Origin of the sequence: Jannaschia seosinensis, assembly GCF_001408515.1 — a bacterium.
GTDB classification, from domain to species: Bacteria; Pseudomonadota; Alphaproteobacteria; order Rhodobacterales; family Rhodobacteraceae; genus Jannaschia; species Jannaschia seosinensis.
Genome location: NZ_CYPR01000019.1, coordinates 19,562 through 45,970, shown reverse-complemented (window position 1 = coordinate 45,970; position 26,409 = coordinate 19,562). Strand labels below are relative to the sequence as shown.

The 26,409-nt window shown below is 68.8% G+C and carries 31 protein-coding genes and 1 pseudogene; 29 read left to right on the top strand and 3 right to left on the bottom strand.

The window, feature by feature from the left end; genetic code table 11:
• From JSE7799_RS02120 to JSE7799_RS02070, 11 genes and pseudogenes are all read left to right on the top strand, one after another.
• Window positions 1-403: pseudogene (locus JSE7799_RS02120) on the top strand (hypothetical protein); the annotation flags it as partial.
• Entirely contained in the window at window positions 400-633 is a 234-nt protein-coding gene (locus JSE7799_RS02115) for a hypothetical protein (protein WP_055662132.1), read from the top strand. The pseudogene JSE7799_RS02120 and the gene JSE7799_RS02115, both read left to right, overlap by 4 nt.
• Before the next feature lie 83 nt (window positions 634-716).
• The gene (locus JSE7799_RS02110; RefSeq protein WP_055662131.1) at window positions 717-1,058 is read left to right on the top strand and encodes a DUF6511 domain-containing protein; all 342 of its coding nucleotides are present in this window, start codon (window positions 717-719) and stop codon (window positions 1,056-1,058) included.
• Window positions 1,059-1,068: 10 nt separating this feature from the next.
• Window positions 1,069-1,842, top strand: coding sequence for a hypothetical protein (locus JSE7799_RS02105; RefSeq protein ID WP_055662130.1), 774 nt, complete (start codon window positions 1,069-1,071; stop codon window positions 1,840-1,842).
• Window positions 1,839-3,122 (top strand): ATP-dependent DNA helicase, encoded by a 1,284-nt coding sequence (locus JSE7799_RS02100; RefSeq protein ID WP_055662129.1) that lies wholly within the window; start codon window positions 1,839-1,841, stop codon window positions 3,120-3,122. The genes JSE7799_RS02105 and JSE7799_RS02100 overlap by 4 nt, the downstream gene beginning before the upstream one ends.
• Entirely contained in the window at window positions 3,115-6,042 is a 2,928-nt protein-coding gene (locus tag JSE7799_RS02095; RefSeq protein ID WP_055662128.1) for a DUF7146 domain-containing protein, read from the top strand. Before JSE7799_RS02100 ends, JSE7799_RS02095 begins: the two co-directional genes overlap by 8 nt.
• Before the next feature lie 86 nt (window positions 6,043-6,128).
• Complete coding sequence (locus JSE7799_RS02090; protein ID WP_222101686.1) at window positions 6,129-6,617, top strand: hypothetical protein; 489 nt, start codon at window positions 6,129-6,131, stop codon at window positions 6,615-6,617.
• Window positions 6,614-6,817: a hypothetical protein gene (locus JSE7799_RS02085; RefSeq protein WP_083480157.1), complete on the top strand. Its 204-nt coding sequence runs from the start codon at window positions 6,614-6,616 to the stop codon at window positions 6,815-6,817. Before JSE7799_RS02090 ends, JSE7799_RS02085 begins: the two co-directional genes overlap by 4 nt.
• Window positions 6,810-7,256: a DUF6362 family protein gene (locus tag JSE7799_RS02080; RefSeq protein WP_023851473.1), complete on the top strand. Its 447-nt coding sequence runs from the start codon at window positions 6,810-6,812 to the stop codon at window positions 7,254-7,256. The genes JSE7799_RS02085 and JSE7799_RS02080 overlap by 8 nt, the downstream gene beginning before the upstream one ends.
• A 405-nt stretch (window positions 7,257-7,661) precedes the next feature.
• Entirely contained in the window at window positions 7,662-9,023 is a 1,362-nt protein-coding gene (locus JSE7799_RS02075) for a site-specific DNA-methyltransferase (protein WP_055662126.1), read from the top strand.
• Window positions 9,020-9,340: a DUF7220 family protein gene (locus JSE7799_RS02070; RefSeq protein WP_370736634.1), complete on the top strand. Its 321-nt coding sequence runs from the start codon at window positions 9,020-9,022 to the stop codon at window positions 9,338-9,340. The genes JSE7799_RS02075 and JSE7799_RS02070 overlap by 4 nt, the downstream gene beginning before the upstream one ends.
• On the opposite strand, the gene JSE7799_RS02065 is transcribed toward JSE7799_RS02070, so the two are convergent.
• Window positions 9,322-9,876, bottom strand: coding sequence for a DUF3489 domain-containing protein (locus JSE7799_RS02065; RefSeq protein ID WP_055662125.1), 555 nt, complete (start codon window positions 9,874-9,876; stop codon window positions 9,322-9,324). The two genes, JSE7799_RS02070 and JSE7799_RS02065, sit on opposite strands and share 19 nt — an antisense overlap.
• Before the next feature lie 93 nt (window positions 9,877-9,969).
• A complete protein-coding gene (locus tag JSE7799_RS02060; protein WP_055662124.1) occupies window positions 9,970-10,242 on the bottom strand; it encodes a hypothetical protein in 273 nt (90 codons plus the stop codon).
• A 112-nt stretch (window positions 10,243-10,354) separates the two neighbouring features.
• Here JSE7799_RS02060 and JSE7799_RS02055 point away from each other — a divergent pair, with 112 nt between their 5' ends.
• The 8 genes from JSE7799_RS02055 to JSE7799_RS02020 all read left to right on the top strand — a co-directional run bounded on the left by JSE7799_RS02055 (window position 10,355) and on the right by JSE7799_RS02020 (window position 18,011).
• Entirely contained in the window at window positions 10,355-10,915 is a 561-nt protein-coding gene (locus tag JSE7799_RS02055; protein ID WP_055662123.1) for a hypothetical protein, read from the top strand.
• The gene (locus JSE7799_RS02050) at window positions 10,863-12,869 is read left to right on the top strand and encodes a phage terminase large subunit family protein (RefSeq protein WP_055662122.1); all 2,007 of its coding nucleotides are present in this window, start codon (window positions 10,863-10,865) and stop codon (window positions 12,867-12,869) included. The genes JSE7799_RS02055 and JSE7799_RS02050 overlap by 53 nt, the downstream gene beginning before the upstream one ends.
• Entirely contained in the window at window positions 12,869-13,078 is a 210-nt protein-coding gene (locus JSE7799_RS02045; RefSeq protein WP_055662121.1) for a phage head-tail joining protein, read from the top strand. The genes JSE7799_RS02050 and JSE7799_RS02045 overlap by 1 nt, the downstream gene beginning before the upstream one ends.
• Window positions 13,078-14,580 (top strand): phage portal protein, encoded by a 1,503-nt coding sequence (locus tag JSE7799_RS02040; protein ID WP_055662120.1) that lies wholly within the window; start codon window positions 13,078-13,080, stop codon window positions 14,578-14,580. The genes JSE7799_RS02045 and JSE7799_RS02040 overlap by 1 nt, the downstream gene beginning before the upstream one ends.
• Before the next feature lie 3 nt (window positions 14,581-14,583).
• The gene (locus JSE7799_RS02035) at window positions 14,584-16,653 is read left to right on the top strand and encodes a prohead protease/major capsid protein fusion protein (RefSeq protein WP_055662119.1); all 2,070 of its coding nucleotides are present in this window, start codon (window positions 14,584-14,586) and stop codon (window positions 16,651-16,653) included.
• Between the two features lie 82 nt (window positions 16,654-16,735).
• Window positions 16,736-17,071 carry a DUF2190 family protein gene (locus tag JSE7799_RS02030; protein WP_055662118.1) on the top strand — a complete coding sequence of 112 codons (336 nt, stop codon included), beginning with the start codon at window positions 16,736-16,738 and terminating at the stop codon, window positions 17,069-17,071.
• Window positions 17,071-17,382 carry a head-tail joining protein gene (locus tag JSE7799_RS02025; protein WP_055662117.1) on the top strand — a complete coding sequence of 104 codons (312 nt, stop codon included), beginning with the start codon at window positions 17,071-17,073 and terminating at the stop codon, window positions 17,380-17,382. Before JSE7799_RS02030 ends, JSE7799_RS02025 begins: the two co-directional genes overlap by 1 nt.
• A complete protein-coding gene (locus tag JSE7799_RS02020) occupies window positions 17,379-18,011 on the top strand; it encodes a DUF6441 family protein (RefSeq protein WP_055662116.1) in 633 nt (210 codons plus the stop codon). Before JSE7799_RS02025 ends, JSE7799_RS02020 begins: the two co-directional genes overlap by 4 nt.
• Before the next feature lie 47 nt (window positions 18,012-18,058).
• Here JSE7799_RS02020 and JSE7799_RS02015 read toward each other — a convergent pair whose 3' ends face one another.
• The gene (locus JSE7799_RS02015; RefSeq protein ID WP_055662133.1) at window positions 18,059-18,283 is read right to left on the bottom strand and encodes a DUF2188 domain-containing protein; all 225 of its coding nucleotides are present in this window, start codon (window positions 18,281-18,283) and stop codon (window positions 18,059-18,061) included.
• Between the two features lie 150 nt (window positions 18,284-18,433).
• On the opposite strand from JSE7799_RS02015, the gene JSE7799_RS02010 reads away from it, so the two are divergent.
• The 10 genes from JSE7799_RS02010 to JSE7799_RS01965 all read left to right on the top strand — a co-directional run bounded on the left by JSE7799_RS02010 (window position 18,434) and on the right by JSE7799_RS01965 (window position 26,399).
• Complete coding sequence (locus tag JSE7799_RS02010; RefSeq protein ID WP_083480155.1) at window positions 18,434-19,675, top strand: helix-turn-helix domain-containing protein; 1,242 nt, start codon at window positions 18,434-18,436, stop codon at window positions 19,673-19,675.
• Window positions 19,676-19,683: 8 nt separating this feature from the next.
• Window positions 19,684-20,199 carry a PIN domain-containing protein gene (locus tag JSE7799_RS02005; RefSeq protein WP_083480153.1) on the top strand — a complete coding sequence of 172 codons (516 nt, stop codon included), beginning with the start codon at window positions 19,684-19,686 and terminating at the stop codon, window positions 20,197-20,199.
• Window positions 20,200-20,232: 33 nt separating this feature from the next.
• Window positions 20,233-20,652: a hypothetical protein gene (locus JSE7799_RS02000; protein WP_055662113.1), complete on the top strand. Its 420-nt coding sequence runs from the start codon at window positions 20,233-20,235 to the stop codon at window positions 20,650-20,652.
• Window positions 20,653-20,676: 24 nt separating this feature from the next.
• Window positions 20,677-21,618 (top strand): phage tail tube protein, encoded by a 942-nt coding sequence (locus JSE7799_RS01995; protein WP_055662112.1) that lies wholly within the window; start codon window positions 20,677-20,679, stop codon window positions 21,616-21,618.
• Window positions 21,618-22,055, top strand: a complete 438-nt coding sequence (locus tag JSE7799_RS01990) for a phage-derived protein YdaY family protein (protein WP_055662111.1) — start codon at window positions 21,618-21,620, stop codon at window positions 22,053-22,055. The genes JSE7799_RS01995 and JSE7799_RS01990 overlap by 1 nt, the downstream gene beginning before the upstream one ends.
• Window positions 22,056-22,123: 68 nt before the next feature.
• The gene (locus JSE7799_RS01985) at window positions 22,124-22,294 is read left to right on the top strand and encodes a DUF7697 family protein (RefSeq protein WP_245624769.1); all 171 of its coding nucleotides are present in this window, start codon (window positions 22,124-22,126) and stop codon (window positions 22,292-22,294) included.
• Window positions 22,275-24,461, top strand: a complete 2,187-nt coding sequence (locus JSE7799_RS01980; RefSeq protein ID WP_055662109.1) for a phage tail tape measure C-terminal domain-containing protein — start codon at window positions 22,275-22,277, stop codon at window positions 24,459-24,461. The genes JSE7799_RS01985 and JSE7799_RS01980 overlap by 20 nt, the downstream gene beginning before the upstream one ends.
• Window positions 24,461-25,087: a DUF2460 domain-containing protein gene (locus JSE7799_RS01975; protein ID WP_055662108.1), complete on the top strand. Its 627-nt coding sequence runs from the start codon at window positions 24,461-24,463 to the stop codon at window positions 25,085-25,087. The genes JSE7799_RS01980 and JSE7799_RS01975 overlap by 1 nt, the downstream gene beginning before the upstream one ends.
• Window positions 25,084-25,968, top strand: a complete 885-nt coding sequence (locus JSE7799_RS01970) for a phage/gene transfer agent baseplate hub protein (RefSeq protein ID WP_055662107.1) — start codon at window positions 25,084-25,086, stop codon at window positions 25,966-25,968. Before JSE7799_RS01975 ends, JSE7799_RS01970 begins: the two co-directional genes overlap by 4 nt.
• Window positions 25,965-26,399, top strand: coding sequence for an NlpC/P60 family protein (locus JSE7799_RS01965; protein ID WP_055662106.1), 435 nt, complete (start codon window positions 25,965-25,967; stop codon window positions 26,397-26,399). The genes JSE7799_RS01970 and JSE7799_RS01965 overlap by 4 nt, the downstream gene beginning before the upstream one ends.
• Window positions 26,400-26,409 lie beyond the last annotated feature (10 nt).

Here is a 26,409-nt window from a genome sequence, read left to right as displayed (position 1 = left end):
GCTCGGGCTGAACCCCGAGGACATGAGCGAGGCGGCGAAGGTCAAGCGGGTGCTGCGTGGGCTCGCCGATCTCGACGGGATCAGTTTCGTCGCGAAGATCCAGATCGAGCCGAGCCGCAACCCCGCCTACAAGGACGCCAACAAGCTCGACCATGTCGTGCTGCCCACGGCGCCCGAATGGCAGAAGGTAATGGCGGGCGAAACCGTGCCCGCGCAGCCGTCGAACAAGCCCCGGCCCGCCGCCGCAGCCGCGCAGCCCGCGCCCCCGGCATGGGGCCAGCCGCAGTCGGCCTCCGCGCCGGCGGCGCCTGCCTGGGGCGCGCCGTCGGCTCCCGCCCAGCCCGCCACCCAGACACCGCCCGCCGCCAAACCCGGCAACGGCCCAGCCTGGCTGAACCCGTGAGCCCGGACGAATGGCAGGCGCATGTCACCACGGAGGCGGCACTGGCGATGGGACGCTGGCTCGAGGCGCGCGGGCGTCTCGACCGCCCCATCGCCAGCCTGACCCGGCGCGATCTGGAATGCATGGCCTCGAACGCCATCAGCCGGTTCATCGTGCTGTCCTCCGAGCGCCGGACCGCCGCCCCGGACAAGGAGGAGCGCGACACGCTGGACCTGCTGCTCATGGGGTGAGCGGCGTCTCGGAAAGGCTCCGGGGGAGCGTTTCAGCCGCGAACGGGCGGAGCCCTCCTTCACGCGCGGACCTCGCCCGGCGCGTGCCCTGCGCCCAGTGCGGTCGCGAGGCCCGGGGCTTTGGCTACTGCCACGGCCTGCGCTGGGATCACCACCCTCATTACCGCTTCTGCTCGATGGCTTGCCTGATGGCGGGCTCGGCCAACGCCAAAAGGAACCACGGCATGATCGACAAGACCGACATGGAGACGCGCGCCATCGTGGAGGCCCGCCGGATGCTCGCCGAGGCGCTGACGGAGCTGGGCCTGATGGCGCCCTTCTTCGACCGCCCGGCCGCGGACATCGACCGCGTGATCGAGGCCTGCGTCGACGGCTTTCGGGCCTCGATGCAACGCCAGTCCGACAATGGCGACGTGCCGTTCTGAAGGGGTGCGGATGCTGGTCGATTTCAATCACGGATCGGGCTTTGTCTATGGCCGCGGCACCTCTGATCCCGAACCACTGGGCGCGCGGATCAACTCCCGCATCGATGCCGCGCTGGTCGCCGAACGCGAGGGCCAGCGCCCGCGCGACTATCTGGGCGCGAGCCGCATCGGCGAGCCCTGCGCGCGGCGGCTGGTCTACGAGGTTACCCGCACGCCGCCCGATCCGGGCAAGGATTTCGAGGGGCGCGTTCTTCGCATCTTCGCTGCCGGGCATGTCTTCGAGGATCTGGCGATCCGCTGGCTCCGGCAGGCCGGATTCGATCTGCGCACGCAAACGCAAGCTGGCGGCCAGTTCGGCTTCGAGACGGCGGGCGGACGCATACGCGGCCACGTGGACGGCGTGATCGTCGGCGGCCCGGAGATCGGCCTCGAATGGCCTTTGCTCTGGGAACACAAGGCGCTGAAAGCCTCGTCCTGGTCCGACACCGCGAAGAAGGGCGTGCAGCTCTCGAAGCCCGTCTATTTCGGCCAGATGCAGATCTACATGGCCTACATGGGCCTCGGGTCCGCGCTTTTCACGGCGCTGAACAAGGACACCTGCGAGATCTACCACGAACATGTGCCGTTCGATCCGGCCGCCGCGCAGGCGCTGTCGGACAAGGCGGTCGACGTGCTGCGCGCCGCGGACGCGGGCGATCTTCTGCCCCGCATCGCGACCAGTCCCGACTTTTTTCTCTGCCGGTTCTGCCCGTTCGCAACCCGCTGCTGGGAGGACCGCGTATGACCATCACCCTTTCTGATACCCAGGGCCGCGCCATCGCCGCCATCCGCGACTGGTACGAGACGCGGCGGCACGACCAGCAGATCTTCCGCCTCTTCGGCTATGCCGGGACCGGCAAGACCACGATCACCGCCATGGCGATCGAGGCGCTGGGGCTTGAACCGATGACCCCGGGCGGGCTTGGCGGCGTGCTCTTCGCCGCCTTCACCGGCAAGGCGGCGCTCGTCATGACGCGCAAGGGAACGCCCGCGCAGACCATCCACAGCCTGATCTACCGCGTCTCCGAGGCGACGCCCGAAGAGATCGCGCGCGCGACCGAGGATCTGCTGGCGCTGCGGCGCGACCTGCCGCGCATGGGCCCGGCCGAGCGCGGTTTCGCGATGACGCGCATCGCCCAGCTCGAACTGCGCCTCGAGGACATCCACCAGCCGAAGTTCCTGATCAACGAGCAGTCGATCCTGCGCGACGCGGACCTCCTGGTGCTCGACGAGGTGTCGATGGTGGGCAAGGAGATGGCCCACGATCTCATGGCCTTCGGCAAGCCGATCCTCGTGCTGGGCGATCCGGGGCAGCTGCCGCCCGTCAAGGACACGGGCTTTTTCACCGAGACCGCACCGAACGTGATGCTGACCGAGGTGCACCGCCAGGCGAGCGACAGCGCCATCCTGAGGCTCGCGACGCTGGCCCGTGAGGGGCTGCCGATCCCACCCGGCGCGCATGACGACCATGTCTGGAAGATGTCGCGCCACGAGGTCGGTCCCGCGCAGATGCTGCAGGGCGGCCAAGTGATCTGCGGCACCAACGCGACGCGGCGCTGGCTGAACACCGCGATGAAGCGCGCGGCCGGGTTCAGCGCCGATTATCCGACAGGCGGCGGCGAGAAGATCATCTGTCTCAAGAACCGCCACGATCTCGGGCTGATCAACGGCATGTTCCTGACCCTGACCGAGGTGCGGCAGGATCCGGACGACGCCTTCGCCTTCAGCGCCATGGTCGAGACCGAGGACGGGGTGAGCCTCGGCGGGCGACAGAGTTTCTGGCGCGGCGAATATGCCGATCATGTCGCCTACGACCCCGAGCGTGGGCGACGGGAGTGGCAGGTCCGGCGCGGGCTGATCGAGTCCAGCTGGGGCTATGCGATCACCTGCCACAAGTCACAGGGCTCGCAATGGGAGAACGTCGTCGTGTTCGACGACGGGTTCGGGCGCAGCGCCGCCGACCGCAACCGCTGGCTCTATACCGCGATCACGCGGGCCGAGAAAGGTCTGGTGATCCTTGCTTGACCTCAACGACGCCAAACCGCTCGGTGGCGAGCCTCTGCGCTACGATCTCGATCTGGTGGTGGCGCGCCTTCGCGAGACCGCCGAGATATGGGTGCCACGCCTGTTTCCGCGCGGGCGCAGGTCGGGCGACGAGTGGCGGCTCGCCAACATCCGGGGCGACGCGCCGCGCAATACCGGCTCCTGCGTCATCACCCTGCGCGGCGCGCATGCTGGCGACTGGATCGACTTCGACGGCAATCAGGGCGGCGGTCCGATCAGCGCCATCGAGGAAGCGACCGGGCTCGACGGCCGGGCCCTGATCGTCGAGGCGGCCGAGATCGCAGGCATTGCGCCCGGCGCGCCGGAACGTCGCGCTCCGCCGACGCCACCCCCATTGAAGCGCGATCCCGCGCTGGAGATCGCGCACATCCTGACGGGTGCGGAGACGATCACGGGCTCTCCGGTCGCGCGGTATCTGACCGGACGCGGCCTGACCGTGCCCGAGGCCGCCGATCTGCTGTTTCACCCCGACCTTACCCATTGGGAGACGAAGACCGGCTATCCGGCCATGCTGGGACAGGTCCGCGACCGCGATGGCGCGGTCATCGGCCTGCACCGCAGCTACCTCGCCACCGATGAGGTGGCGGTCACCAAGGCGCCGCTCGACAAGGCGAAGAAGATGCTGGGCCGAGTGGCTGGTGGCGCGGTGCGTCTCGCCGATCTCGGCGACGGTGATCGGCTTGCGCTTTCCGAAGGGATCGAGACCGGGCTCGCGGTGATGACCGCATGCCCCGATCTGCCGGTCTGGGCGACGTTGTCGACATCGGGCCTCGAACAGGTCGATCTACCGCCTGGCGTCCGGCGCGTGCTGATCCTGGCCGACAATGACACCTCCGGGGCCGGTCTGCGGGCCGCCGAGGCCGCCGCCCGGCGCCTGCGCGCGCAAGGGCGCGACGTGGCCGTCGTCTTGCCGCCCGAGGAAGGCGAGGATTTCAACGACCTGCTGCTGCGCGAGGGGCCCGAGGCTATCGCCGCCCTGATCGCAGATGCGGAGGCCATCACCGAGGCCGAGCCCACGCTGCTGATCGGGCAGCACAGGCCGGTCAACTATCAGGGCAGCGGCGAGGCCATCCCCACCTTGCGCGCCGACGAGGGCGATCTGGCCCGCTCGGTCGAGCGGGTCTGGAGTCTGCTCATGGCCTCGAACCGGACGCCATGGGTGTTCCGCTTCGCCGGGCAGCCGACATGGGTGGTGCCCGACGACGAAGGCCGCCCGGTCGCCACCGCGATCACCGAGGAACGGCTGCGTCACATGCTGGCGCGGCTGGCGCACTGGAAGAAGCTGAACGGCAAGGGCGAGTTGGTCGCGGCCCCGCCGCCGATCGCCGTGGTCAAATCCGTGCTGGCCACGCCCGACCCCGCGCTGCCCGTGCTGGTGGGCATCGTCAACACACCCGTCTTCGGTCGCGGCGGCACGCTGCTGACCACGCCGGGATATCATCCCGATGCGCGGCTTCTCTATGCCCCGACTCCCGGCTTCGTGGTGCCGACCATTCCGGCCAAGCCGTCAGCCGCCGAGGTTGCCGCCGCCCGCAGCCTCCTGTGCGAGGATCTGCTGGGAGACTTTCCCTTCGTCGGCCCCGCCGAGATGGCGCATGTGATCGCGCTGCTGCTGCTGGGCTTCCTGCGCGGCATGATCGACGGGCCGACGCCGCTGCACCTGATCGAGAAGCCCAGCCCCGGCTCCGGCGCCACGCTGATGGTCGATGCCGTGGCCACCATCCTCACCGGCTCAGGCGCGAGCGTGATGACTGAAGGGCGCGACGACGATGAATGGCGCAAGCGCGTCACCGCCAAGCTGCGCCAGATCCCCGCGATCGTGCTGATCGACAACCTGCGCGCCAAGCTCGACAGCTCCGCCGTCGCGGCCGCCCTGACGGCGCCCTTCTGGGAGGACCGGATCCTCGGCGCATCGGAAATGGCGCGGCTGCCGATCCGCTGTCTCTGGATCGCCACCGGTAACAACCCCGAGTTCTCCAACGAGATGGCGCGCCGCCTCCTGCGCATCCGGCTCGACCCGCACGAGGAGCGCCCCTGGCAGCGCACCGGCTTCCGCCATCCCGATCTGATGACATGGGTGCGCGCAAACCGCCCCCGGCTGGTCGCCGCCTGCCTCACGCTGTGCCAGGCGTGGATCGCCGCCGGAAAGCCGCGCGGGGCGCGCACCATCGGCTCCTTCGAGAACTGGGCGCATGTCGTCGGCGGCGTGCTCGAGGTCGCGGGCATTCCCGGCTTCCTCGGCAATCTCGACGAGATGATGGAGGCCTCCGACAGCGAAGGCGCGGGCTGGAGCGCCTTCATCGCCGCCTGGTGGGACCGGTTCGGGACCGCCGAGGTGGGCGCGGCCGACCTCTTCGACGTCGCCCTGTTCTGCGATCCGGCGCCCCCCATCACCTGCCACACGGATCGCGCGCAGAAAACCAGCTTCGGGATCGCCATCAAGAAGATGCGGGACCGCGTGTTCAAGGTGGGCGATCTGACGCTCAGGCTGGTGCAGGCGGGCACGTTTCGGAGGGCGGTCAAATGGCAGCTGAAGGTCTCGGAGCAACCGTCGCGTCCGCAATCGGGCGCACGAGGGCCCGACGCGTGTGAACCTCCGAGCGCGGGTGTGAACCTCCAAAACCGAGGTTCACACGATCAAGCCGTTGATAAGAATGGCAAATGTGAACCTTGTGAACCTTGTGAACCTCTTCCAACCCTTACGTACGCGCGCGCGCACGCACATGCGAAGGATGATGCCGGAAAAGGTTCACAAGGTTCGCGAGGTTCACAAAGCCCAGCGAATTCAGAGCCTTGTGCGTGTGAACCTCCATGTGAACCTCCCGCGGCAGGTTCCCGAGGTTCACCCGTCCCCGATTGGCTGAGGGAGCTCGATCCATGAGCCCCGCATGCCCCGCCCGTCACCCCATCGAGCAGCAAACCGGAAAGGAGCCCATCATGGCCCACGCATCTCCGACCCCGACACCCATGAGCGCCCCGTTCCCCGGCGTGCCGGTCATCCTCGCCCTCGATCTCGGTACCACCACTGGCTGGGCGCTGCAGGCTGCGGACGGTCTGATCACCAGCGGCACCGTGTCATTCCGGCCCAGCCGCTATGACGGCGGGGGCATGCGCTACGTGCGGTTCCGGGGCTGGCTCGAGCAGCTGGCGAACGACGCCGGAGCCATCACCGCCATCCACTTCGAGGAAGTGCGCAGGCACGTCGGGACTGACGCGGCGCATGTGTATGGCGGGCTGCTGGCCACGCTGACGTCATGGGCGGAGACCGCGGGCGTCGCCTATCAGGGCGTGCCGGTCGGCACCATCAAGCGCCACGCCACCGGCAAGGGCAACGCGAACAAGGACGCCATGATGGCGGCCGCCCGAGCGCGCGGCTTCTCTCCCGCCGACGACAACGAGGCCGACGCCATCGCGATCCTGCTCTGGGCGCTGGAGACCCGGGGAGGTGTGCAATGAGCGGCATGCGGTTCACGCCCAAGGGCTACGGCGGTCACCGCCGCAACCCTGACGAGGTCAAGCGCGACGGCTGGAAGGAACAGGGCCTGCTGGCCGTCGCCGTCGACGACGACCGCCTGACCTGGCCGGAGCGAGAGCTGGTGCGCCAACTCGGCGAGCGGCTCTACGGCAAGCGGGAACAGGAGGCGCGCCATGGGTGAGTGGACCACAGCGCAGGTGCAGGATCGGCTTGAACTTGCGGCGGGCGTGATGCGGCAGATGCCGGGCGTGATGCCGCAGGGCTTCTTCAACGCCTGGCCCGAGTATTTCCACAGCTTCGCCGACAAGGTCGGTCAGGAGCCGCAGATGCGTCGCCCGAGGCCCAGCCCGCGACAGATCACGCAGGCGGAAGAAGCGATGCTCTGGCTGCGCTGGCTCGAGCCCGAGGACGGGCGGCTGGTCTGGGCCCGCGCCGACGGAATGGCGTGGAAGCCGATCTGCTGGCAGTTCGGCCTGTCGCGCACGGCCGCGACCAAGCGCTGGCAGTACGGCCTTGCGGTGATCACCTGGCGGCTGAACGGTCGCGTGCCGTCGCCCCGGCGCTCGCAGCAGTTCGTCATCGAAAACGCCAATCGGCTGTCAAGAAAAATCGTCCTCTGAGGAAATTTTCGGGTGTACATCGCAGGGCCTTACACATTTCGTCGAGGCCGTTAGAAAACCAATATGCTCGGGAGAGAAGCGCGCAGGCAGAGGCCGCGCCGCTGGCTTCCGGGGTCCAGCGAAGGGTCCAGCCGGGGTCCAATGGGCTAACCCATTGAGTTCTTGGTTCCTTCCTCGCGATATTCGTATGCTGGCGGGCGAAGCGCGGGACATCGCCAGCGACAGGGCCGGATTTTTGGGAAGCCACCCGGAAGCCGGAGCCACCCGCGCCTTGCGCAAACACCAATGAACGCTGGCCTTCCGACCGGACACCGCTGGTGGCCGCTGGACCCCGTGTGGAGTCCTGCGCGGCATCCGGAGTCCGGATGCCACCGGCATCCACTCGACCGAGGAACCTTGCCCACCATGACGCTGAGCTTCGCCCCGGACGCGATCGAGATGTGGCCGCTGTCGCGCCTCCAGCCCTACGCGAAGAACGCGAAGGCGCATGGCGCGGACCAGGTGGCGAAGATCGCTGCCAGCATGGCCGAGTTCGGCTGGACCGTGCCATGCCTCGTGGCCGAGGACGGGGAACTAATCGCGGGGCACGGGCGCGTGCAGGCCGCGACGCAGCTCGGGCTGACCGAAGCGCCGGTGATCTTGCTGGGGCACCTGACCGAGGCGCAGCGCCGCGCATACCGCATCGCGGACAACAAGCTGACGGAACTCGGGACCTGGGATGAGGCGCTGCTCTCGGCGGAACTGAACGACCTGCTGGCCGAGGATTTCGACCTGTCGCTTGTCGGGTTTTCCGATGGCGAACTCGATAAGCTGCTGGCCTACGTCGCGGAAGACGACGGTGAAGAAGGTGGCCCCGGGGGCTCGGTGCCACCGGTGACAATCCCCGAACCCCCACGCAATCCGGCGTCGCGGACGGGCGATCTCTGGATCCTCGGCGATCACCGGCTGCTCTGCGGCGACAGCACCAGCGCGGCCGATGTGCGCCGTCTGATGAATGGCGAGCGGGCGATCCTGTTCGCGACCGATCCGCCGTATCTCGTCGATTACGACGGCTCGAACCACCCGACCCGGAACAAGGATTGGTCGGCGTCCTACGGCACGACCTGGGACGACAGTTCTCAAGGCGCGGAACTCTACGACGGCTTCATCGCTGCGGCGGTCGCCGAGGCCATCGCCGAAGACGCCGCCTGGTACTGCTGGCACGCCTCGCGCCGCCAGGCGATGCTGGAGGCTTGCTGGGAGAAGGCGGGCGCCTTCGTCCACCAGCAGATCATCTGGGTGAAGGACCGCGGGGTCCTGACCCGGTCGCACTACCTCTGGAAGCACGAACCCTGCTTCATGGGCTGGCGCCGCCCGAACCGCCCGCCCAAAGTCGCCGAGGAAACGCTGCCGTCGACATGGGCGCTGCCCAGCTTCGCCAAGGATGACCGGCCCGACCACCCGACACCGAAACCGCTCGACGCCTTCGGGATCCCGATGCGCCAGCACGTCGCCCGCGGCGGGATCTGCTACGAGCCGTTCTCAGGCTCGGGTTCGCAGATCATGGCGGGCGAGGCCAACGGACGCCGGGTCTTCGCGATGGAGATCAGCCCGGCCTATGTCGATGTCGCCGTGGAACGCTGGCAGGCGGAGACCGGCCACGACGCGATCTTGGATGGCGAAGGACGCAGTTTTGCGGACGTGAGGACGGAGCGGCTCGGTAACGACGAGTCCGATGCCCCCACCGACGCCGCGAGCGCAGGGCGCAGGAAGAGCAAGGCCGCATGAAGCAGTCGCGGCTCATGTCGCTGGTCGAGTCCATCGCCAATGTCGCGGTCGGCTATGGCGTCGCGGTCGTGACGCAGATCCTGATCTTCCCGATCTTCGGTCTGCACACGACGCTCGCGCAGAACTTGCAGATGGGGTTGGTCTTCACCGGGGCCTCCATCGTCCGCAGCTTCACGTTGCGGCGGCTGTTCGAGGCGCTCAGGGTCAGCGCGACGAAGCCGCCGCTCAGGACGAGCGGCGGCTCTGTTCCGGTCCGGCTTCCCTACCGCCGGAACTTCGGCGGTGCGCCGGGTCGGGATCAGGCTTCGAGCCGGTAGACCCGCCCGCGCCCCTCGACCTTGTCGGAGGTTACTTCGAGCCCGAGTTTCTTCTTGAGCGCGCCGGCGAAGGCGCCGCGCACCGTGTGCGGCTGCCAGCCGGTGGCGGCGACGATCTCGTCGATGGTCGCGCCTTCCGGCGCCCGCAGCATGGCGATGAGCTGAGCTTGCTTCGTGCCCTCGCGCGGTTTGCGCACCTTAAGCGCGGGAGCGTCGTCTGTCGTGATCTCCGTCGCGGCGTCCGCGTTCGGCGCGTCCTCGGGTTCGACGCCGATGGCGGCGAGGCCAGCGTCGGTGATGTGGAGCAGGATGGCGCGGCCATCCTCATCGTTCCGCCAGATGCGGTTCAGCGCCGCGTCGGCCTTGGTCTGGCTGTCGGTCATGGTCTCGGCAATGAGCCCGCGGGAGAGAAGCGCGGCCACCACCTTGGTCGCGGCGCCGCCGCGCAGCGAGCCGGGCAGCGGCAGAACGTTGCGGTCGTCGCGCTGCGCGGCCGCGCTCAGGATCAGGAGCTGGGTGCCGGAAAGTTTGGTCATGGTCGTCTCCGTCGCATCGGGGCGCGCGGGATGCGGGCCCTTCTACGAGGTCGAGCCCGCCAGTCGGCGGGCAGGACTCGGAGAGATGACCCGTCAGTCAGCGTGTTCGCCCTCGCCGAAGGCGCTGTCGGTGATGCGCTTCAGGAGGCTGGCGTAGTGCTCGAGGGTGCCGACATGCCCCCAGTTGATTTCGTCGGGGTGGGCGTTGAAATGCTCGTCGCTGAGGCCCTGCAGCCGGGCGAGCATCGCGTCGATCTCGGCCTTCTTTGCAATGAAGGCGTCGAGCGCGGCTTGCTTGTTCCGTTGCGTTTTCTCGGCGCGGAGCTCGTGGCGGGGCGTGGTGATCGGGTTCAGGCGGGTCGTCATCGTGGTGGCTCCGTAGTGAGTTGCATCGTCCTTGTGGGACGGACGTTCGCTCCGGCGCGGAGGCTTATCAACTCGATAAGCACATGAATCTGAATGATAATCGGGGCCGTCGATGCAGGGCATGAGCGAGCGCCAGTACGCCGCCCATGTTGGGCTGTCGCGCGGCGCGATCCAGAAGGCGAAGGCCGCCGAGCGGCTGGTCCTCTATCCGGACGGCAGCATCAACGCGGCCGCCAGCGACGCGAGGCGTGCCGAGACGACGGACCCGTCGAAGACCCGCAAGCCGCCCGCGCCGAAGCTGAAGCCCGTCCCCGAGGCGGCGGTGGCCGCCGTCGGCGACACGCTGCGCGAACAGGGTCTGGCGGTCCCGGCCGTCGGCGGTGGCACGACCTTCCTGCAGGCCAAGACCGCCAACGAGGTGCTGAAGGCGCAGGAGCGCCGGCTGCGCCTCCAGAAGATGAAGGGGGAGCTGATCGACCGCGCCCGCGCGACCGCGCTCGTGTTCCGGCTCGCCCGCGAGGAGCGCGACGCCTGGGTGAACTGGCCGTCCCGCGCCGCGGCGCTGATGGCGGCCGAGCTCGGCGTGGAGGCGGCCGCGATGCAGAAAGCGCTGGAGAGCCATGTACGCGCCCACCTCGACGATCTCGCCGAGGTCCGGCCCGAGTTCAGGTGACGCCGAAGATGCCCTGACCGACTTCGATGGCGTCGCGGAGGTCCTGCGCGCCTGGGGCGCCGGGCTCCGGCCCGACCCGGACCTGACCGTCTCGGAATGGGCGGACCGGCACCGCATGCTGGCGCCCCGCGCGTCGGCCGAGCCGGGGCGATACCGCACGGCCCGCACGCCCTACACGCGCGAGATCATGGACGCGCTGTCGCCGGGGAACGCCGCGCAGCGCATCGTCTTCATGAAGGCCGCGCAGGTCGGCGCCACCGAGGCCGGCAACAACTGGATCGGCTTCGCGATCCACCAGGCGCCGGGGCCGATGCTTGCGGTCCAGCCCACGGTGGAACTCGCGAAGCGCAACTCGCGCCAGCGGATCGACCCGCTGATCGACGAGAGCCCGGAGCTGCGGTCGCGGGTCAAGCCAGCGCGCTCGCGCGACGCCGGCAACACGATGCTGTCGAAGGAGTTCGCGGGCGGCATCCTGATCATGACCGGGGCGAACTCGGCGGTGGGGCTTCGCTCGACGCCGGCGCGCTACATCTTCCTTGACGAGGTGGACGCCTATCCGGCCTCGGCCGACGAGGAAGGCGATCCGGTCACGCTCGCCGAGGCGCGGTCGCTGACCTTCGCGCACCGGCGCAAGGTATTCCTGGTCTCGACTCCGACGATCCGGGGGCTGAGCCGCATCGAGCGAGAGTTCGAGGCGAGCGATCAACGGCGCTTCTTCGTGCCGTGCCCGCATTGCGGCGCGATGCAGTGGCTGAAGTTCGACCGGCTGCGCTGGCAGAAGGGCCGCCCGGAGACGGCGGAGTATCACTGCGAGGTCTGCGACGCGGCAATCGCGGAACACCACAAGACGGCCATGCTGGAGGGCGGCGAATGGCGGGCGACCGCCACGGCCGCCGATCCGACCACGGTCGGATATCACCTCTCGGCGCTCTATTCGCCGATCGGCTGGCTGAGCTGGGAGCGGATCGTGCGGGCATGGGACGCGGCGCAGGGGTCCGACGAGGCGATCAAGGCCTTTCGCAACACGATACTCGGCGAGACATGGGTCGAGACCGGGGAAGCGCCCGACTGGCAGCGGCTCTACGACCGGCGCGAGCGCTGGACGTCCGGCACGGTGCCTGCGGGTGGGCTGTTCCTGACTGCCGGGGCCGACGTGCAGAAGGACCGGATCGAGGTCGACGTCTGGGCCTGGGGCCGCGGACTGGAAAGCTGGCTCGTCGATCACGTCGTCATCGAGGGCGGGCCGGACCGGCATGACGCCTGGTCGGAACTGACCGTGCTGCTGGACAAAAGCTGGCTGCATGAACGTGGCGCGCATCTCAGGATCGCGCGGCTCGCCATCGACACCGGCTACGAGGCCCCGGCCGTCTATTCCTGGTCGCGGGCGCACGGGTTTGCGCAGGTATCGCCAGTCAAGGGCGTCGAGGGGTTCAACCGCTCGAGCCCGGTGTCGGGGCCGACCTTCGTCGATGCGACCGAGGGCGGCAAGCGGCTGCGGCGCGGCGCGCGGCTCTGGACGGTGGCGGTGTCGACCTTCAAGGCCGAGACCTACCGCTTCCTGCGGCTGGCGCGGCCGACCGAGGAGGAGATGGCCGACGGGGCGGCGTTCCCGCCCGGCTCGGTGCACCTTCCGCACTGGGTCGAGAACGAATGGCTGAAGCAGTTCGTGGCCGAGCAGCTGGTGACGGTGCGCACGAAGCGCGGCTTCGCCCGGCTGGAATGGCAGAAGCTGCGCGAGCGCAACGAGGCGCTGGACTGCCGGGTCTATGCCCGCGCTGCCGCCTGGATCGCGGGCGCGGACCGCTGGCCCGACGAGAAATGGCGCGACCTCGAGGATCAGCTCGGGCGGGCGCCGACCGCGGCGGATGCCGCGGGGCTGATCAACAGGCCCGCCTCCGCGCCGCAGACGAAACGGCGCTCGGACTGGCTCGGGCGACGTGAAGGATGGTTCTAATGGCGGACTGGACCGAAGCTGAACTGGCCGCGCTCCGGCGCGCTTATGCCAGCGGCACGACGCGCGTCAGCTATGACGGCAAGTCCGTCGACTATGGCTCGGCCGAGGACCTGCTCGCGCGCATCCGGACCATCGAGCGCGCGATCACCGGAACAAGCCGGCCGTTGCCGGTCGCAGGTCTCGCCGGCTTCTCGCGCGGGGACCGCTGATGTCGGCAAGCTGGTTCGACCGCGCCATCGCAACGGTTGCGCCGCGAGCCGCCGCGCGTCGGGTGCTCGCGCGACAGGCGTTCGACACCCTCACGCACACCCGCGGCTACGACGGGGCGGCGCGTGGGCGGCGGACGGATGGCTGGCGGGCGAGCGCGTCCTCGGCCGACACCGAGATCGGCGTCGCCGGTGCGCTCTTGCGCAACCGGATGCGGGATCTGGTACGCAACAACCCGCATGCCGCCAAGGCGGTGGCGGTGCTGGTGAACAACATCATCGGCGCGGGGATCATGCCCCGCGCCGCCAGTGGCGACGACAAGCTCGATCGAAAGGTCGACGCGCTGTTCGAGCGCTGGTCGTCCGCCTGCGACGCCGACGGTCAGCTCGACTTCTATGGGCTGCAGACGCTGATCTGCCGCGAGATGGTCGAGGCCGGCGAGGTCCTGGTGCGCCGTCGGCTCCGCCGTCCGAGCGACGGGCTCCCGGTCCCGCTTCAGCTTCAGGTACTCGAGGCCGACTTCCTCGATGCCAGCCGGACCGGCGCCATCGGGTCCGGTCGCCTCGTGCAGGGGATCGAGTTCGACCCGCTCGGACAGCGCCGGGCCTATTGGCTGCACGGTGAGCATCCAGGCGACGCCTTCGGCGCGGTGCAGGCGGGCGCGTCGAGCCGGGCGGTACCGGCGAGCGAGATCGCGCATGTCTACGAGAAGCAGCGGACCCAGGCGCGCGGCGTGCCCTGGGGCGCGCCGGTGATCCGGTCCTTGCGCGATCTCGACGATTACGAGGTGGCCGAGATCGTCCGCAAGAAGACCGAGGCCTGCGTCACCGCCATCGTCTTCGGCGACGACGAGGCCCAGCAGGGCATCGCGCCCGCCGTCGTCGACGCCGATGGGAACCAGGTCGAGCAGTTCGAGCCCGGGCTCATCGCCTATGCCCGCGGCGGCAAGGACATCCGCTTCAACCAGCCGTCAGCGACAGGCGGCTATGCCGAGTACAAGCGCGCGAGCCTGCACACGATCTCGGCCGGGTTCCGGGTGCCCTACGAGTTGCTGACCGGGGACCTCTCCCAGGTGAACTACTCCTCGATCCGGGCAGGCCTCGTCGAATTCCGCCGCCAGATCGACGCCGTGCAGTGGCAGCTCTTCATTCCGATGCTCTGCCAGCCGGTCTGGCGGTGGTTCACCGAAGCCGCATGGGCAACGGGCCAGATCCCGCGCCCCGACATACCGGTTGAATGGTCGCCGCCGAAGTTCGAGGCGGTCGACCCGCAGAAGGACGCGATGGCGAACCTGCTGGCGATTCGCTCAGGGACCACCAGCCTCGCCGAGGTGATCGCCCAGCAGGGCCGCAACCCCGATGCCGTGCTCGCCGAGATCGCGGCGACCAACGCCAAGCTCGACGCGCTCGGGCTCGTGCTCGACAGCGATCCGCGGCGCGTCACTAAGACCGGCAGCGCGCAATCCAACGACCCGGCGCAGACCGACGCCGCTGAACAGGACTGATCCATGGAGACGATGATCGAACTGCCGGCGCTCCGCCGGGCGGCGGAGCTTGCGCCGAGCACGGCCGAGCCGGAGTCCCGCACCGTCGAGGTGGTCTGGTCGGCCGGCGCTCGCGTCCGCCGCATCACGCTCTTCGGTGAGACCTACGACGAGGAGCTGAGCCTTGACCCGGACCATGTCCGGCTGGAGCGGCTCAACGCCGGCGCGCCATTTCTGAAGGTGCACGAGCTGACCGAGCTCGATGCGGTGATCGGCTCGGTCGTGCCGGGCTCGGCCAGGATCGAGAACGGCCGGGGTGTCGCCCTCGTGCGCCTCTCGGAACGCGCGGAGGTCGAGCCGATCTGGCGCGACATCCAGGACGGGCACATCCGCGCGGTTTCGATCGGCTACCAGGTCCACCGCTTCGAGGTCTCCAAGCCCGAGGGCGGTCGCGAACTCTGGCGCGCGGTCGACTGGACCCCGTTCGAGGTCTCCGCCGTGGCGGTCGGCGCCGATCCCGCCGCCGGCTTCCGCAGCCATGCCCCGCTTCACGACTGCGTCCTTCATCGCCGGCACGCGCCCATCGCCACCACAGGAGTCAGCCCGATGACGGACAAGACCAAGAGCCCGGCGGCCAAGGACGCCGATGCGAAGACCCCAGATGAGACGACCGAGACGGTCGAGACCGAGGAGAAGACGACCGTGACCGAGCCGAAGGACGGCGCGAGCGAGACCCGCGCCCAGACGAAGAGCCAGCAGCCGGCGAAACCGGAGCCGGGCACCGCCTCACAGGGCGAGGATGCCGAGGCGCTGGTGACCCGCGCCCGCGATGCCGAGCGCGACCGCGTCTCGACGATTTACGACCTGGCGGGCCGGCTCAGCCTCGAGCGCGGCTTCGCCGAGGATCTGGTCAAGCGCGGCGTGGCTATCGACGAGGCGCGCCGCCTGATCCTCGATCAGGTCGCGGCCAAGTCCGAGGAGACGCGGACCTTCAGCCAAGTCTCCGTGCCGCTCGGCGGCCGTGACGAGCGCGTCACCCGCCGCGATGCGGTAGCGAGCGCGCTCCTGCACCGCTACAGCCCGACGCTCTTCCCGCTCGAGGATGCCGCGCGCCAGTACCGCGGCATGACGCTGCTCGAGCTCGCGCGCGAGAGTCTCACCGACGCCGGCGTGAACACGCGTGGCCTGTCGCGCGACGAGGTGGCGACGCGCGCGCTCCACACGACCTCGGATTTCCCCGAGATCCTCTCGGCGGTCACCAACAAGACGCTCCGGCAGGCCTACGAGGCCTATCCGCGAACTTTCGCGCTCTTCTGCCGGCAGGTGCTCGCCACTGACTTCAAGGCCATGCACCGGGTGCAGCTCGGCGAAGCGCCGCAGCTCCTCGAAGTCGGGGAGAGCGGCGAGTTCAAGCGCGGAACGTTGGGCGAGTCGAAGGAAAGCTACAAGGTCAAGACCTATGGCCGGGTGGTCGCCATCACCCGGCAGGTTCTGATCAATGACGACCTCGACGCCTTCACCCGCATCCCCGCGATGTACGGCAACTCGATCGCGCAGCTCGAGAGCGATGTGGTCTGGGGCATCATCACCGCCAATCCGGCGATGGCCGACGGCAAGGCGCTGTTCCACGCCGATCACAAGAACCTCGCCGGCAGCGGCGCCGCGCTCGCCGTCGACGCGGTCGGCTCGGGCCGCGCGGCAATGGCGAAGCAGACCGGGCTCGACAAGAAGACGGTGCTGAACATCCGGCCCGCCTTCCTGATCGTGCCGGCCTCGCTGGAATTGAAGGCCGAGCAGCTGGTCGCGCAGAACCTGGTGCCCGCGTCGAGCGCGAGCGTCGTGCCACAGTCGATCCGGACCCTGGCGCCGATCAGCGAGCCACGGCTCGACGCCGCGAGCGAGACTGCCTGGTACCTCGCCGCGAGCCCGAACCAGATCGACACCATCGAGTACGCCTATCTGGAGGGCCAGCAGGGTGCGTACATCGAGACCCGCAACGGCTTCGACGTCGACGGGGTGGAGATCAAGTGCCGCCTCGACTTCGGCGCCAAGGCCATCGACTGGCGCGGCCTCTACAAGAACCCGGGCGCCTGATCCGCGCTCGTCCCCGACATCTGAACCCTGACGAGACGGGCGGCCACGGCCGCCCTTCGTCGTTCTGTGAAGGACTATTGCGATGAAGAACTACGTCCAGCCCGGCAACACCATCACGCTCGCCGCGCCCTATGCCGTTGCCTCCGGCGACGGCCTGCTCGTCGGCTCGATCTTCGGCGTGGCGTCCGGCGATGCCGCGAGTGGCGAGAGCGTCGAGGTCGCGCTTGTCGGCGTCTTCGACCTGAAGAAGGTCGCTTCCCAGACCTGGTCGGCCGGCGACAAGGTCTACTGGGACAACACCAACAAGGAAGCGACCAAGACCGCGACGGGGAACACGGCTGTAGGTGTCGCCGTCGAGGCGGTCGCGGGCGGCGCAGGCGACTTGATCGGCCGGGTGCGCCTGAACGGCTCCTTCTGATGTCGGCCTTCGCCGCCGCCGTTGGCGCGCTCTTCGCCGATCCGAACATCGGCCGGGACGCAGTCTACATAGCCGACGGCGGCGCGCCCGTGCTGGTGCGCGTCGTCGCCCGGCGCGCCGACGCGATCAGCGACTTCGGCGATGCGCGGCTCTGGTCCGAGACCACCCGGGTCGATCTGCGCGTCGCGGAGGTGACGAGCCCGCGCCCCGGCGACCGCATCGAGATCGATGGCGAGGCCTTCCTCATTCAGGGCGAGCCCGTCCGCGATCGCGAACGGCTTGTCTGGACCGTCGATCTGAGGCCCGCGTGAAACTGAAGCTCGACATCGATCCCGACATCGTCGCGATGATGGCGGCCGAGGTCGCGGCGGGTGAACGCGCCGTGACCGCCGCCATGCGCGAGGCCGGGAGCGGGCTGAAGATCGCGTGGCGGTTGCAGATCACCGGCGCGGGGCTCGGCACCCGGCTCGCCAATTCGATCCGCAGCCAGAGCTTCCCCAAGGCGGGCGAAAGCCTGGACGCCGCGGCGCTGGTCTGGTCCAAGGCCCCGGTCATCGTCGGCGCCCACGATACGGGACCGCTGATCCGCTCGAAGGACGGGTTCTGGCTGGCGATCCCGACCGAGGCCGCCGGTCGCGGGCTTCGCGGCGGGCGGATCACCCCCGGTGAGTGGGAGCGGCGACGTGGGCTGCGCCTACGGTTCGTCTATCGGCGTCGGGGGCCGAGCCTGCTCGTAGCCGACAAGGCGCGGCTCAACACGCGAGGCCAGGCAGTGGCGTCTCGCTCGAAGACCGGCCGCGGCCAGGTGACCGCGCCGATCTTTCTGCTGGTGCCGCAGGTCAAGCTGCCGAAGCGGCTCGACTTGGCGCGGGACGCGGAGCGCGCACATGGTGCGGTGCCGGGACTGGTCGTGGAGAACTGGGTGAAGGAGCGGTTCTGAGACGAGAACGGTCGCGCGGAGGGCCTCATGGGTCCTCCGCGCTGTTCTTACCCGGGTGGCGGGAACGGGTCGTTTCCGTAGCTGTTGCGCTCGCGGATCCGCCCGTCACGTCCGTGGATCAGAACTTCGCTCTGCTGGTTGCGCGCGATCTCCGTGGCCCGATCGACTGCCTCAGCCTGAGTGCCGTACCGCGCCGTGTCGCGGCTGTTCCCGGCGCCGAGGACGGCCCATCCGTCCTCGCGCCGAACAACGTGCTGGTTCTTGCCTGCCATGCCCATCACCTCCTTTCGGTGGCATGGCCAGGATGTGGTATGCTGCAATCGAACGTTCAAGTAAGAATTTGACCTTAGAGTTCGCTCAGCCTATCTTGTGCCCAAGTGTGGGCCGGGAGAAGCCCGACACGCGCACCTGAGGAACCCGTCATGAACCGCACCGAAATGTCTCGTCGGCTGAGGGAGGCACGAGAACTCGCATCAATCAGTCAGGGTGAAGCAGCTGAAGCGCTCGGCCTTCCCCGTACGGCCGTCACGCAGATCGAAGGAGGGAACCGCGCAGTGTCCACCATGGAACTTGCACGGCTTGCGGACCTCTATCGTCGCCCGGTCAGCTGGTTCCTCGCGGACGCGCCGGACGCCGAAGAGGACGTCGTCGTGGCGCTGCATCGAATTGCGCCGGGCCTCGACGCGGCTCCGGAGATCCGGATCGAGGTGGACCGCTGCGTGCAAATCTGCCGCGAAGGTGTCAGCCTGGAGGGATTGCTGGGGCGCGAGGAGCGCGACGGGCCGCCGGCGTATCGTGAGCCGGTACCGAGATCGACCGGGGATGCCGTCGCCCAAGGCGAGCGGGTGGCTGAACAGGAACGGAGACGCCTTGAGCTCGGGAGTTCTCCGATTGCCGACATGACGGAACTGCTCGGCGATCAGGGTATCTGGGCATCTGTCGTCGATCTTCCGCACACCATGTCCGGCTTGTTCCTGCATCATCCGAGCATTGGCATGGCCGTGCTCGTGAACGCTGGACATGTGCGCGCCCGCCAGCGGTTCTCGCTGGCGCATGAATACGCGCATGCCCTTATGGATCGGAACCGGGTGGTCGGCGTCAGCAGTGCAGACAACAGCCGTGAACGGATTGAGCAGCGGGCAAATGCTTTCGCTGCGGCTTTCCTGCTTCCTGAGGCGGGGCTCGAAGAGGAACTGCGCCAGCTTGGAAAGGGTCAGCCGGCGCGCACGGATCAGATCGTCTTCGATGTGGCGACGGGCGGCAGCATACAGGGCCAACTACGTCCAGCGCCGCGCTCCCAGACGATCGGCTTTCAGGACGTCGCGTTCATCGCGCACAGGTTCGGCGTGAGCTATCAGGCGGCGGTCTATCGACTGAAGAGCCTTCGCTACATCAATCAACCGGAAAGCCTCCTGCTTCTGTCGCCGGAACAGGAGAATGCTGGAAAGGACTACTTGCGGGCACTGGACCTGTTCGAAGATCTTGAGGAGCCAGTCCGTGGCCCCAGAGGAACCCGAGAGCTTCGCAGCCGCGTGGCCCACCTGGCGCTCGAGGCGTATCGGCTCGGCGAAATCTCCCGAGGACGCCTTCTCGATGTAGGCAAGACCGTCGGCGTTGACGGGCGCAAGCTGCTCGAACTTGCGGAAGCAGCGCGAGCCGAGTGACGTCCAAGATGCCTGCGCCGCCGCCAATTGTCCTCGTCACAGACACGTCCGTACTGGTGAACTTCCTTCGGATCGACCGGATGGGTCTAATCCGGGACCTGTCGCCGCAGTTTCTGGTCACCGACCATGCCGCTGGCGAGATCACCGATGTGTACGGGGATCAGTTGGCCCGGTTTGAAGCCGCGGTTGCCGCCGGATGCTGCGAAGTCTGCCGCGTGGAGGACGACGCTGCCCTCGAAATGTTCGGACAGCTGACCGGCACGCAGCGCCTCGGCATCGGTGAAAGCGCCACGATCGCGCACGCCATTTCGATCGGCGCCGGTCTCGCTCTGGACGACAAGCGCGCGGCGAACGAAGCGCGTCGCATCAACGACGGTCTGGTGGTTCTCGGGACAGCCGACCTGACTGTACAGATGATCGTGGAAGGTCTCCTGAGCGTCGAGGAGGCCGACGCCATCAAGGACGACTGGGCGGCGAACCACCGGTTCAGACTGAAGATCGCGAGCTTCGGCGACCTTCTCTGACCTTTTTCACCGCTTCCATACGAAGACGGAAACATGCCCACCCCTCGCGAAACCATCCTCGCCGCGCTGCACGCGCGGCTCTCGGCGCTGCCCGCCACTACCTTGCGCGGTGAGGTTCTGCCCGAGCGCGTACCCATCGATGGCCTGCTGATCCTGCGCGACGGCGAGCCGGGGGAGCCGGAGGTGACGCTGTCGCCGTTGAGGTACCACTATCAGCACCGAGCCGAGATCGAAGCGGTCGTGCAGGGCACCAATCGCGACGCAGACTTCGACACACTGACCGCCAGCATCGGTGCCGCGCTCGTGGTCGACCGCACGCTGGGCGGTCTCTGCGACTGGGTCGAGGCGGAGGCGCCGCGGCCGGTCGATTTGCCGGTCGAGGGCGCGGCGAGCCTGAAGGCCGCCGTCATCCCCGTCGTCCTGCACTACACCACGGCCGACCCGCTCGGCTGACCCCGACCATTCAAGGAGAACACGATGGCACGCGCCCAAGGGGCGCGAGCGCAGATGGCGCTCGCGTTCGAGACCATCTATGGTACGCCGCCCGCGAGCGGCTTCACGAAGATGCCCTTCGCCAGCGCCTCGCTCGGCGCGGAACAGCCGCTCTTGAACTCGGAACTGCTCGGCTACGGCCGCGATCCGCTGGCGCCGATCAAGGACGCCGTGACGGCCGATGGCGACGTGGTCGTGCCGATCGACGCCGAGGCCTTCGGTTTGTGGCTGAAGGCGGCGTTCGGCGCGCCGACGACCACCGGCACCGAAGCCCCCTACAGCCACGAGTTCCAGTCTGGCGCCTGGACGCTGCCGAGCCTCTCGATCGAGACCGGCATGCCCGAGGTGCCGCGCTACGCCATGTATTCGGGCTGCGTGCTCGATCAGCTGAACTGGCAGATGCAGCGCTCAGGCCTGCTGACCGCCACGGCGCGCCTCGTCGCGCAGGGCGAGACGGTCGGGACGACGAGCAGCGCTGGGACGCCGGACGCGTTGGAGCTGAAGCGCTTCGGGCACTTCAACGGGTCGATCGCCCGGAACGGCTCGGCACTCGGCAACGTGGTCTCGGCCGACATCACCTATGCCAACAACCTCGACCGGATCGAGACGATCCGCGCCGACGGCCGGATCGACGGGGCGGACCCGTCCATCGCCGCGCTGACCGGCTCCATCGAGGTGCGCTTCGCCGACAGCACGCTGGTCACGCAGGCGATCAACGGCGATGCCTGCGAGATGGAATTCGCCTACGTCCTGCCGTCCGGCGAAAGCTTCACCTTCACCGTGCACGCCGTCTACCTGCCGCGACCCCGAATCGAAATCTCCGGGCCGCAGGGCGTGCAGGCGACGTTCGACTGGCAGGCCGCCCGCGACAGCGTGGTCGGCCGGATGTGCACTGCCACCCTCGTGAATGATGTGGAGACGTATTGATGCTCACGCTCGACCTGACCAACGCCCCGCGCTGGCACGATCTCGCCCCCGGCGTTCGGGTGCAGCTGCGCCCGCTGACCACCGCCTTGATGGTCTCAACCCGCAGCGATCCCGCCGTCGAGGGGTTGCCCGAGGAAGCCTCCGACGAGGAACGCGCCGTCGCCTTCGCCAAGTCTCTCGCGCGGCGGGCGGTGCTCGCCTGGGAGGGGGTGGGCGATGCTGACGGCAACTCCATCGAACCGAGCCCGGAGGCCATCGACGCGCTGCTCGACGTCTGGCCGATCTTCGAGGCCTTCCAGCTGACCTACGTGTCCAAAGGCCTGCTGCTGGAACAGGAAAAAAACGCCTCTGCGCTCTCGCCGAATGGTCCTTCGGCGGGGGCGACCGATACTGCGAAGCCTGTGAAGGGCCGTGCCCGGACTGCCCGGCGCGACTGAACCGGCCGCTCACGCATGAGGGCTGGCAGGTCTGGGATCTGGTCGGCCGCCTCGGCGGTCAGCTGCGCGTGTTGCCCGGCGCAATCGTCGGCTGGGACCTGACCGCCGCACTGGCGCTGGGTGATGCCCTCGGCGTGCCGCCCGCCGCCGCGGCCGAACTGCTGCCGCTCATCGAAGCGGTGATGGTCTCAAAGCTCAACGAGCAGATGGAAGTCTCGCATGGCCGAGAAACGCGTTAGCGTCCGCCTCGCCGCGGTCGGCGGGCGGCAGGTGCGCGCCGAACTTGAGGGCGTCGGCGATGCCGGAGCGAAGGGCTTTGGCCGCCTCAGCCACGAAATGGAGGCGGCGAACAGGCGGCTCGCGAGCTTCTCGCGCAGGATTTCCGTGGCGATGGGCGCGGCTGTCGCCGCCGCCATCCCGGCTATGGGAGCGATCGCGAACGCCACCATCCGCGCAGCTGCCGAGACGCGGGAATTCGCGCAGATAGCAAACGCCACACCGGAGGCCTTTCAGCGCTGGGCCGGCGCCGCCCGAACGGTCGGCATCGAGGAGGAAAAGCTCGCCGACATCCTGAAGGACGTAAACGACCGCGTTGGTGATTTCCTGCAGACCGGCGGCGGACCGATGGCGGACTTCTTCGAGAATGTCGCGCCCAAAATCGGCGTCACCGCCGAGCAGTTCGCGCGGCTGTCCGGACCCGAGGCCCTGCAGCTCTTCGTGGATAGCCTCGAGCGCGCCGGGCTCGGGCAGCAGGAGATGACCTTCTACCTCGAAGCCATGGCGAGCGACGTCACCCGCCTCCTGCCGCTTTTGCGCAACGGCGGGGCGGAGATGAAGCGCCTCGGTCGGCAGGCCGAGGATCTCGGTGCGGTGATGGATTCCAGCACCATCGAGACCATGCGCCGGGCGCAGATCGCGTTGATCGGTGTCGGCCAGGTCTTCGAAGGGATGCGCAACCAGATCGGCGCCGCGCTGGCGCCGGTGGTGACCGATCTCGCCAATGCCTTCGTTCGGCTCGCCTCCTCGGGCGGGGTGCTGCATCGCGCATTCCAAGCCCTCATCGACAATCTGGGCCGGCTCGTCACCTATGCCGGCACCTTCGCCGCTTTCATGGCTGGGCGATGGGTGGCGGGGCTGGCTGCAGCGGCATTCTCCGTTCGCGGCCTTGCCACTGCGCTCGTGGTCCTCCGCGGCGCGCTCATCCGCACTGGCATCGGGGCGCTGATCGTCGGCGCAGGCGAGCTGATCTACCAGTTCACTCAGCTGGTCCGGGGCGCCGGCGGGTTCGGCAATGCGCTGGAACTGATGGGCGCCGTGGCCAAAGCGGTCTGGGACGGGATCAAGGCCACGGCCGGCTCCTTCGTCGACGACTTCCGGGCCCTGCGGGCCGACGTCGAGGGGATCTGGCTGCGCCTGATGGCCTTCCTTTCGCAGAAGTGGGCCGACTTCCTCGGGCAGATCGGCCCGACCTTCAACGCCGTAGCCGAACAGATCGGCGCGGACACCCGGATCGACTGGTTCGGGGCCGAGAGCTACGCGTCGATGCTCGGGCACGCCGCCAGCAATGCCGGCGCCTCGGCCGAGGCTTTCCGCCGACAGGCGGCCGCTACGCGCGCCTCCGCCTTCGACGGCGTCGGCCCCGCCATGCAGGCACTGCGCGACGCGATGCGCGGCGACGACGAAGTCGGTGCGGACGCCGCGCTGACAGAGGCAACGCAGGCTGCGGAGCGGTTCGAAACGGCGCTCGACGGCGCCGGGAGCGCCGCAACGGATGCAAGCGCCGCCACGGCGGCGGCTGCAGCTGCCGCCGAGCCAGCGACCGATGCGGCCGTCACGGGATGGCAGGCGGTCACGGCCGCGCTCAGCGACTATGCCAGCAAAGCGCGCGAGATCGGCGGCGATATCGGCCAGAGTCTCGTCAGTGCCTTCCGGAGCGCGGAGACTGCAGTCGGCGAGTTCGTGAAGACGGGCAAGCTGAACGTGCACGATCTCGTCACCTCGCTCATCGCCGATCTCGCCAAGCTCGCGGCCCGGCGCTTCATGCTCGGCCCGCTCTCGAACGCGCTCGGCGGCATTCTCGGCCGAGCCGGTGGCGTGTTCGCGAACGTGCTGCACGGCGGTGGCATAGTCGGCGCTCCCGCGCCGGCGCGCATGATCCCGGCGCTCGCCTTCGCGGGGGCGCCTCGGATGCATTCCGGCGGCGCGGTCGGGCTGCGGCACGACGAAGTGCCGGCGATCCTGCAGCGGGGCGAGCGGGTGCTCTCGCGTCGTGAGGCCCAGAACTACGGCGCAGGCGGCGTGAACGTCACGATCATGGCTCGCGACGCGGAGAGCTTCCGGCAGTCCCGCACGCAGGTCGCGGCCGACATCGCCCGCGCCGTCTCGCTCGGCCGGAGGGGGCTCTGATGGCGCTCCACGAGGTCCGGTTTCCGGACGACATCAGCCGCGGGGCGCGCGGCGGTCCGGAGCGGCGCACGCACATCGTCGAGCTCGCCTCCGGCGACGAGGAGCGCAACGCCAGCTGGGCGAACTCGCGCCGCCGCTATGACGTGGCCTACGGCATCCGCCGCGCCGACGACCTGGCGGCTGTCGTCTCCTTCTTCGAGGCGCGCAACGGCCGCCTCCACGGCTTCCGGTTCAAGGACTGGGCCGACCACAAGTCTTGCCTGCCGTCGCAGACGCCGGCTCCGACCGATCAGCCGATCGGCACTGGCGACGGAACGACCACCGCCTTCCAGCTGGTGAAGCGCTACGCGTCGGGCAGCCAGACATGGGTGCGGACGATCATCAAGCCGGTGGCAGGGTCTGTCCGCATCGCGCTCGATGGCATCGAGCAGGGCAGCGGCTGGCTCGTTGACACGACCACCGGCGTCGTAGCCTTCGACACCGCCCCGGCAGCGGGCGTCGCCATCACCGCGGGCTTCGCCTTCGATGTCCCCGTCCGCTTCGACACCGACGCGCTCGACGTTACGCTCGACACAGAGCGGCTCGGCTCGATCACCTCCATCCCGCTCGTGGAGATCCGGCGATGAAATCCCTCTCGCCCGCGCTGCAAGCCCATCTCGATGAGGGCACGACCACGCTCGCCTGGTGCTGGCGGATCACCCGCGCCGACGGCGTGACCTTCGGCTTCACCGACCACGACCGGGCGCTGAGCTTTGACGGCACCGACTTCGAGCCAGAGAGCGGGCTGACCGCCTCCGAGGTGCGCTCGGGCTCCGACCTGTCGGTGGATGCGCAGGACGCCGAGGGTGTGCTGACCTCCGACCGGATCACCGAGACCGACATCCTCGACGGCCGCTGGGACAATGCGGAGGTCGAGGTCTGGCGGGTCAACTGGGCGGACATGAGCCAGCGCGTGCTGATGCGCCGCGGCGCCATCGGACAGATCCGGCGCGGACGGCTCGCCTTCGTCGCCGAAGTCCGCTCGCTCGCCCATGTCCTCGGCCAGACGGTCGGACGGACGTTCCAGGCGAGCTGCGATGCCGCGCTTGGGGATGCGCGCTGCGGAGTCGATCTGGAGGATCCGGCCTACAAGGGCACGGGCGTTGTGCTCGATGTCCTCCGCGATCGCGCGCTCACGGCCTCCGGCCTCGGCGGCTTCGAGGCGGGCTGGTTCACCTTCGGCACGGTCGAGTGGACCAGCGGCGCGAACGCGGGGCGGCGCACCGAGGTGCTGGGCCATGACGTTACGGATGGCATCGCCGTGCTGACCCTGCTCGAGGCGCCGGTGCGCGCGATCGCCGAGAGCGACGGTTTCACCATCCGCGCGGGCTGCGACAAGCGGATGGAGACCTGCGGCGCGAAGTTCGCCAACACCGCCAACTTCCGCGGCTTCCCGCACATTCCCGGCCAGGATGCGGTGCTGCGCTACGCCACCAAGGATGGCGGGCATGAGGGTTCGGTGTTGTGATCTCCGCTGACCCCGCACGCGTCATCGCCGTCGCACGCTCCTGGCTCGGCACGCCGTATCACGACCAGGCGAGCCTGCGCGGCGTCGGCTGCGACTGCCTCGGGCTCGCCCGGGGCGTCTGGCGCGAGGTCGTCGGCCCCGAGCCGTTCCCGATCCCGCCCTACAGCCGCGACTGGGGCGAGACCGGTCCGCGCGAGGTGCTGGCGGAAGGCGCGCGCCGGATGATGATCGAGGTGCCGACTTCCCAGGCTGGGCCCGGCGCGCTGGTCCTCTTCCGCATGAAGCCCCGCGCCATCGCCAAGCATGTCGGGATCCTGACCGGTCCCGCCACCTTCCTCCATGCCTACGAGCGGCTCGGCGTGATCGAGGAGGCGCTAACCCAATCTTGGCGGCGACGCATCGCCTTCGCCTTCCTGTTTCCGCAACGCTGAGATCCCGACC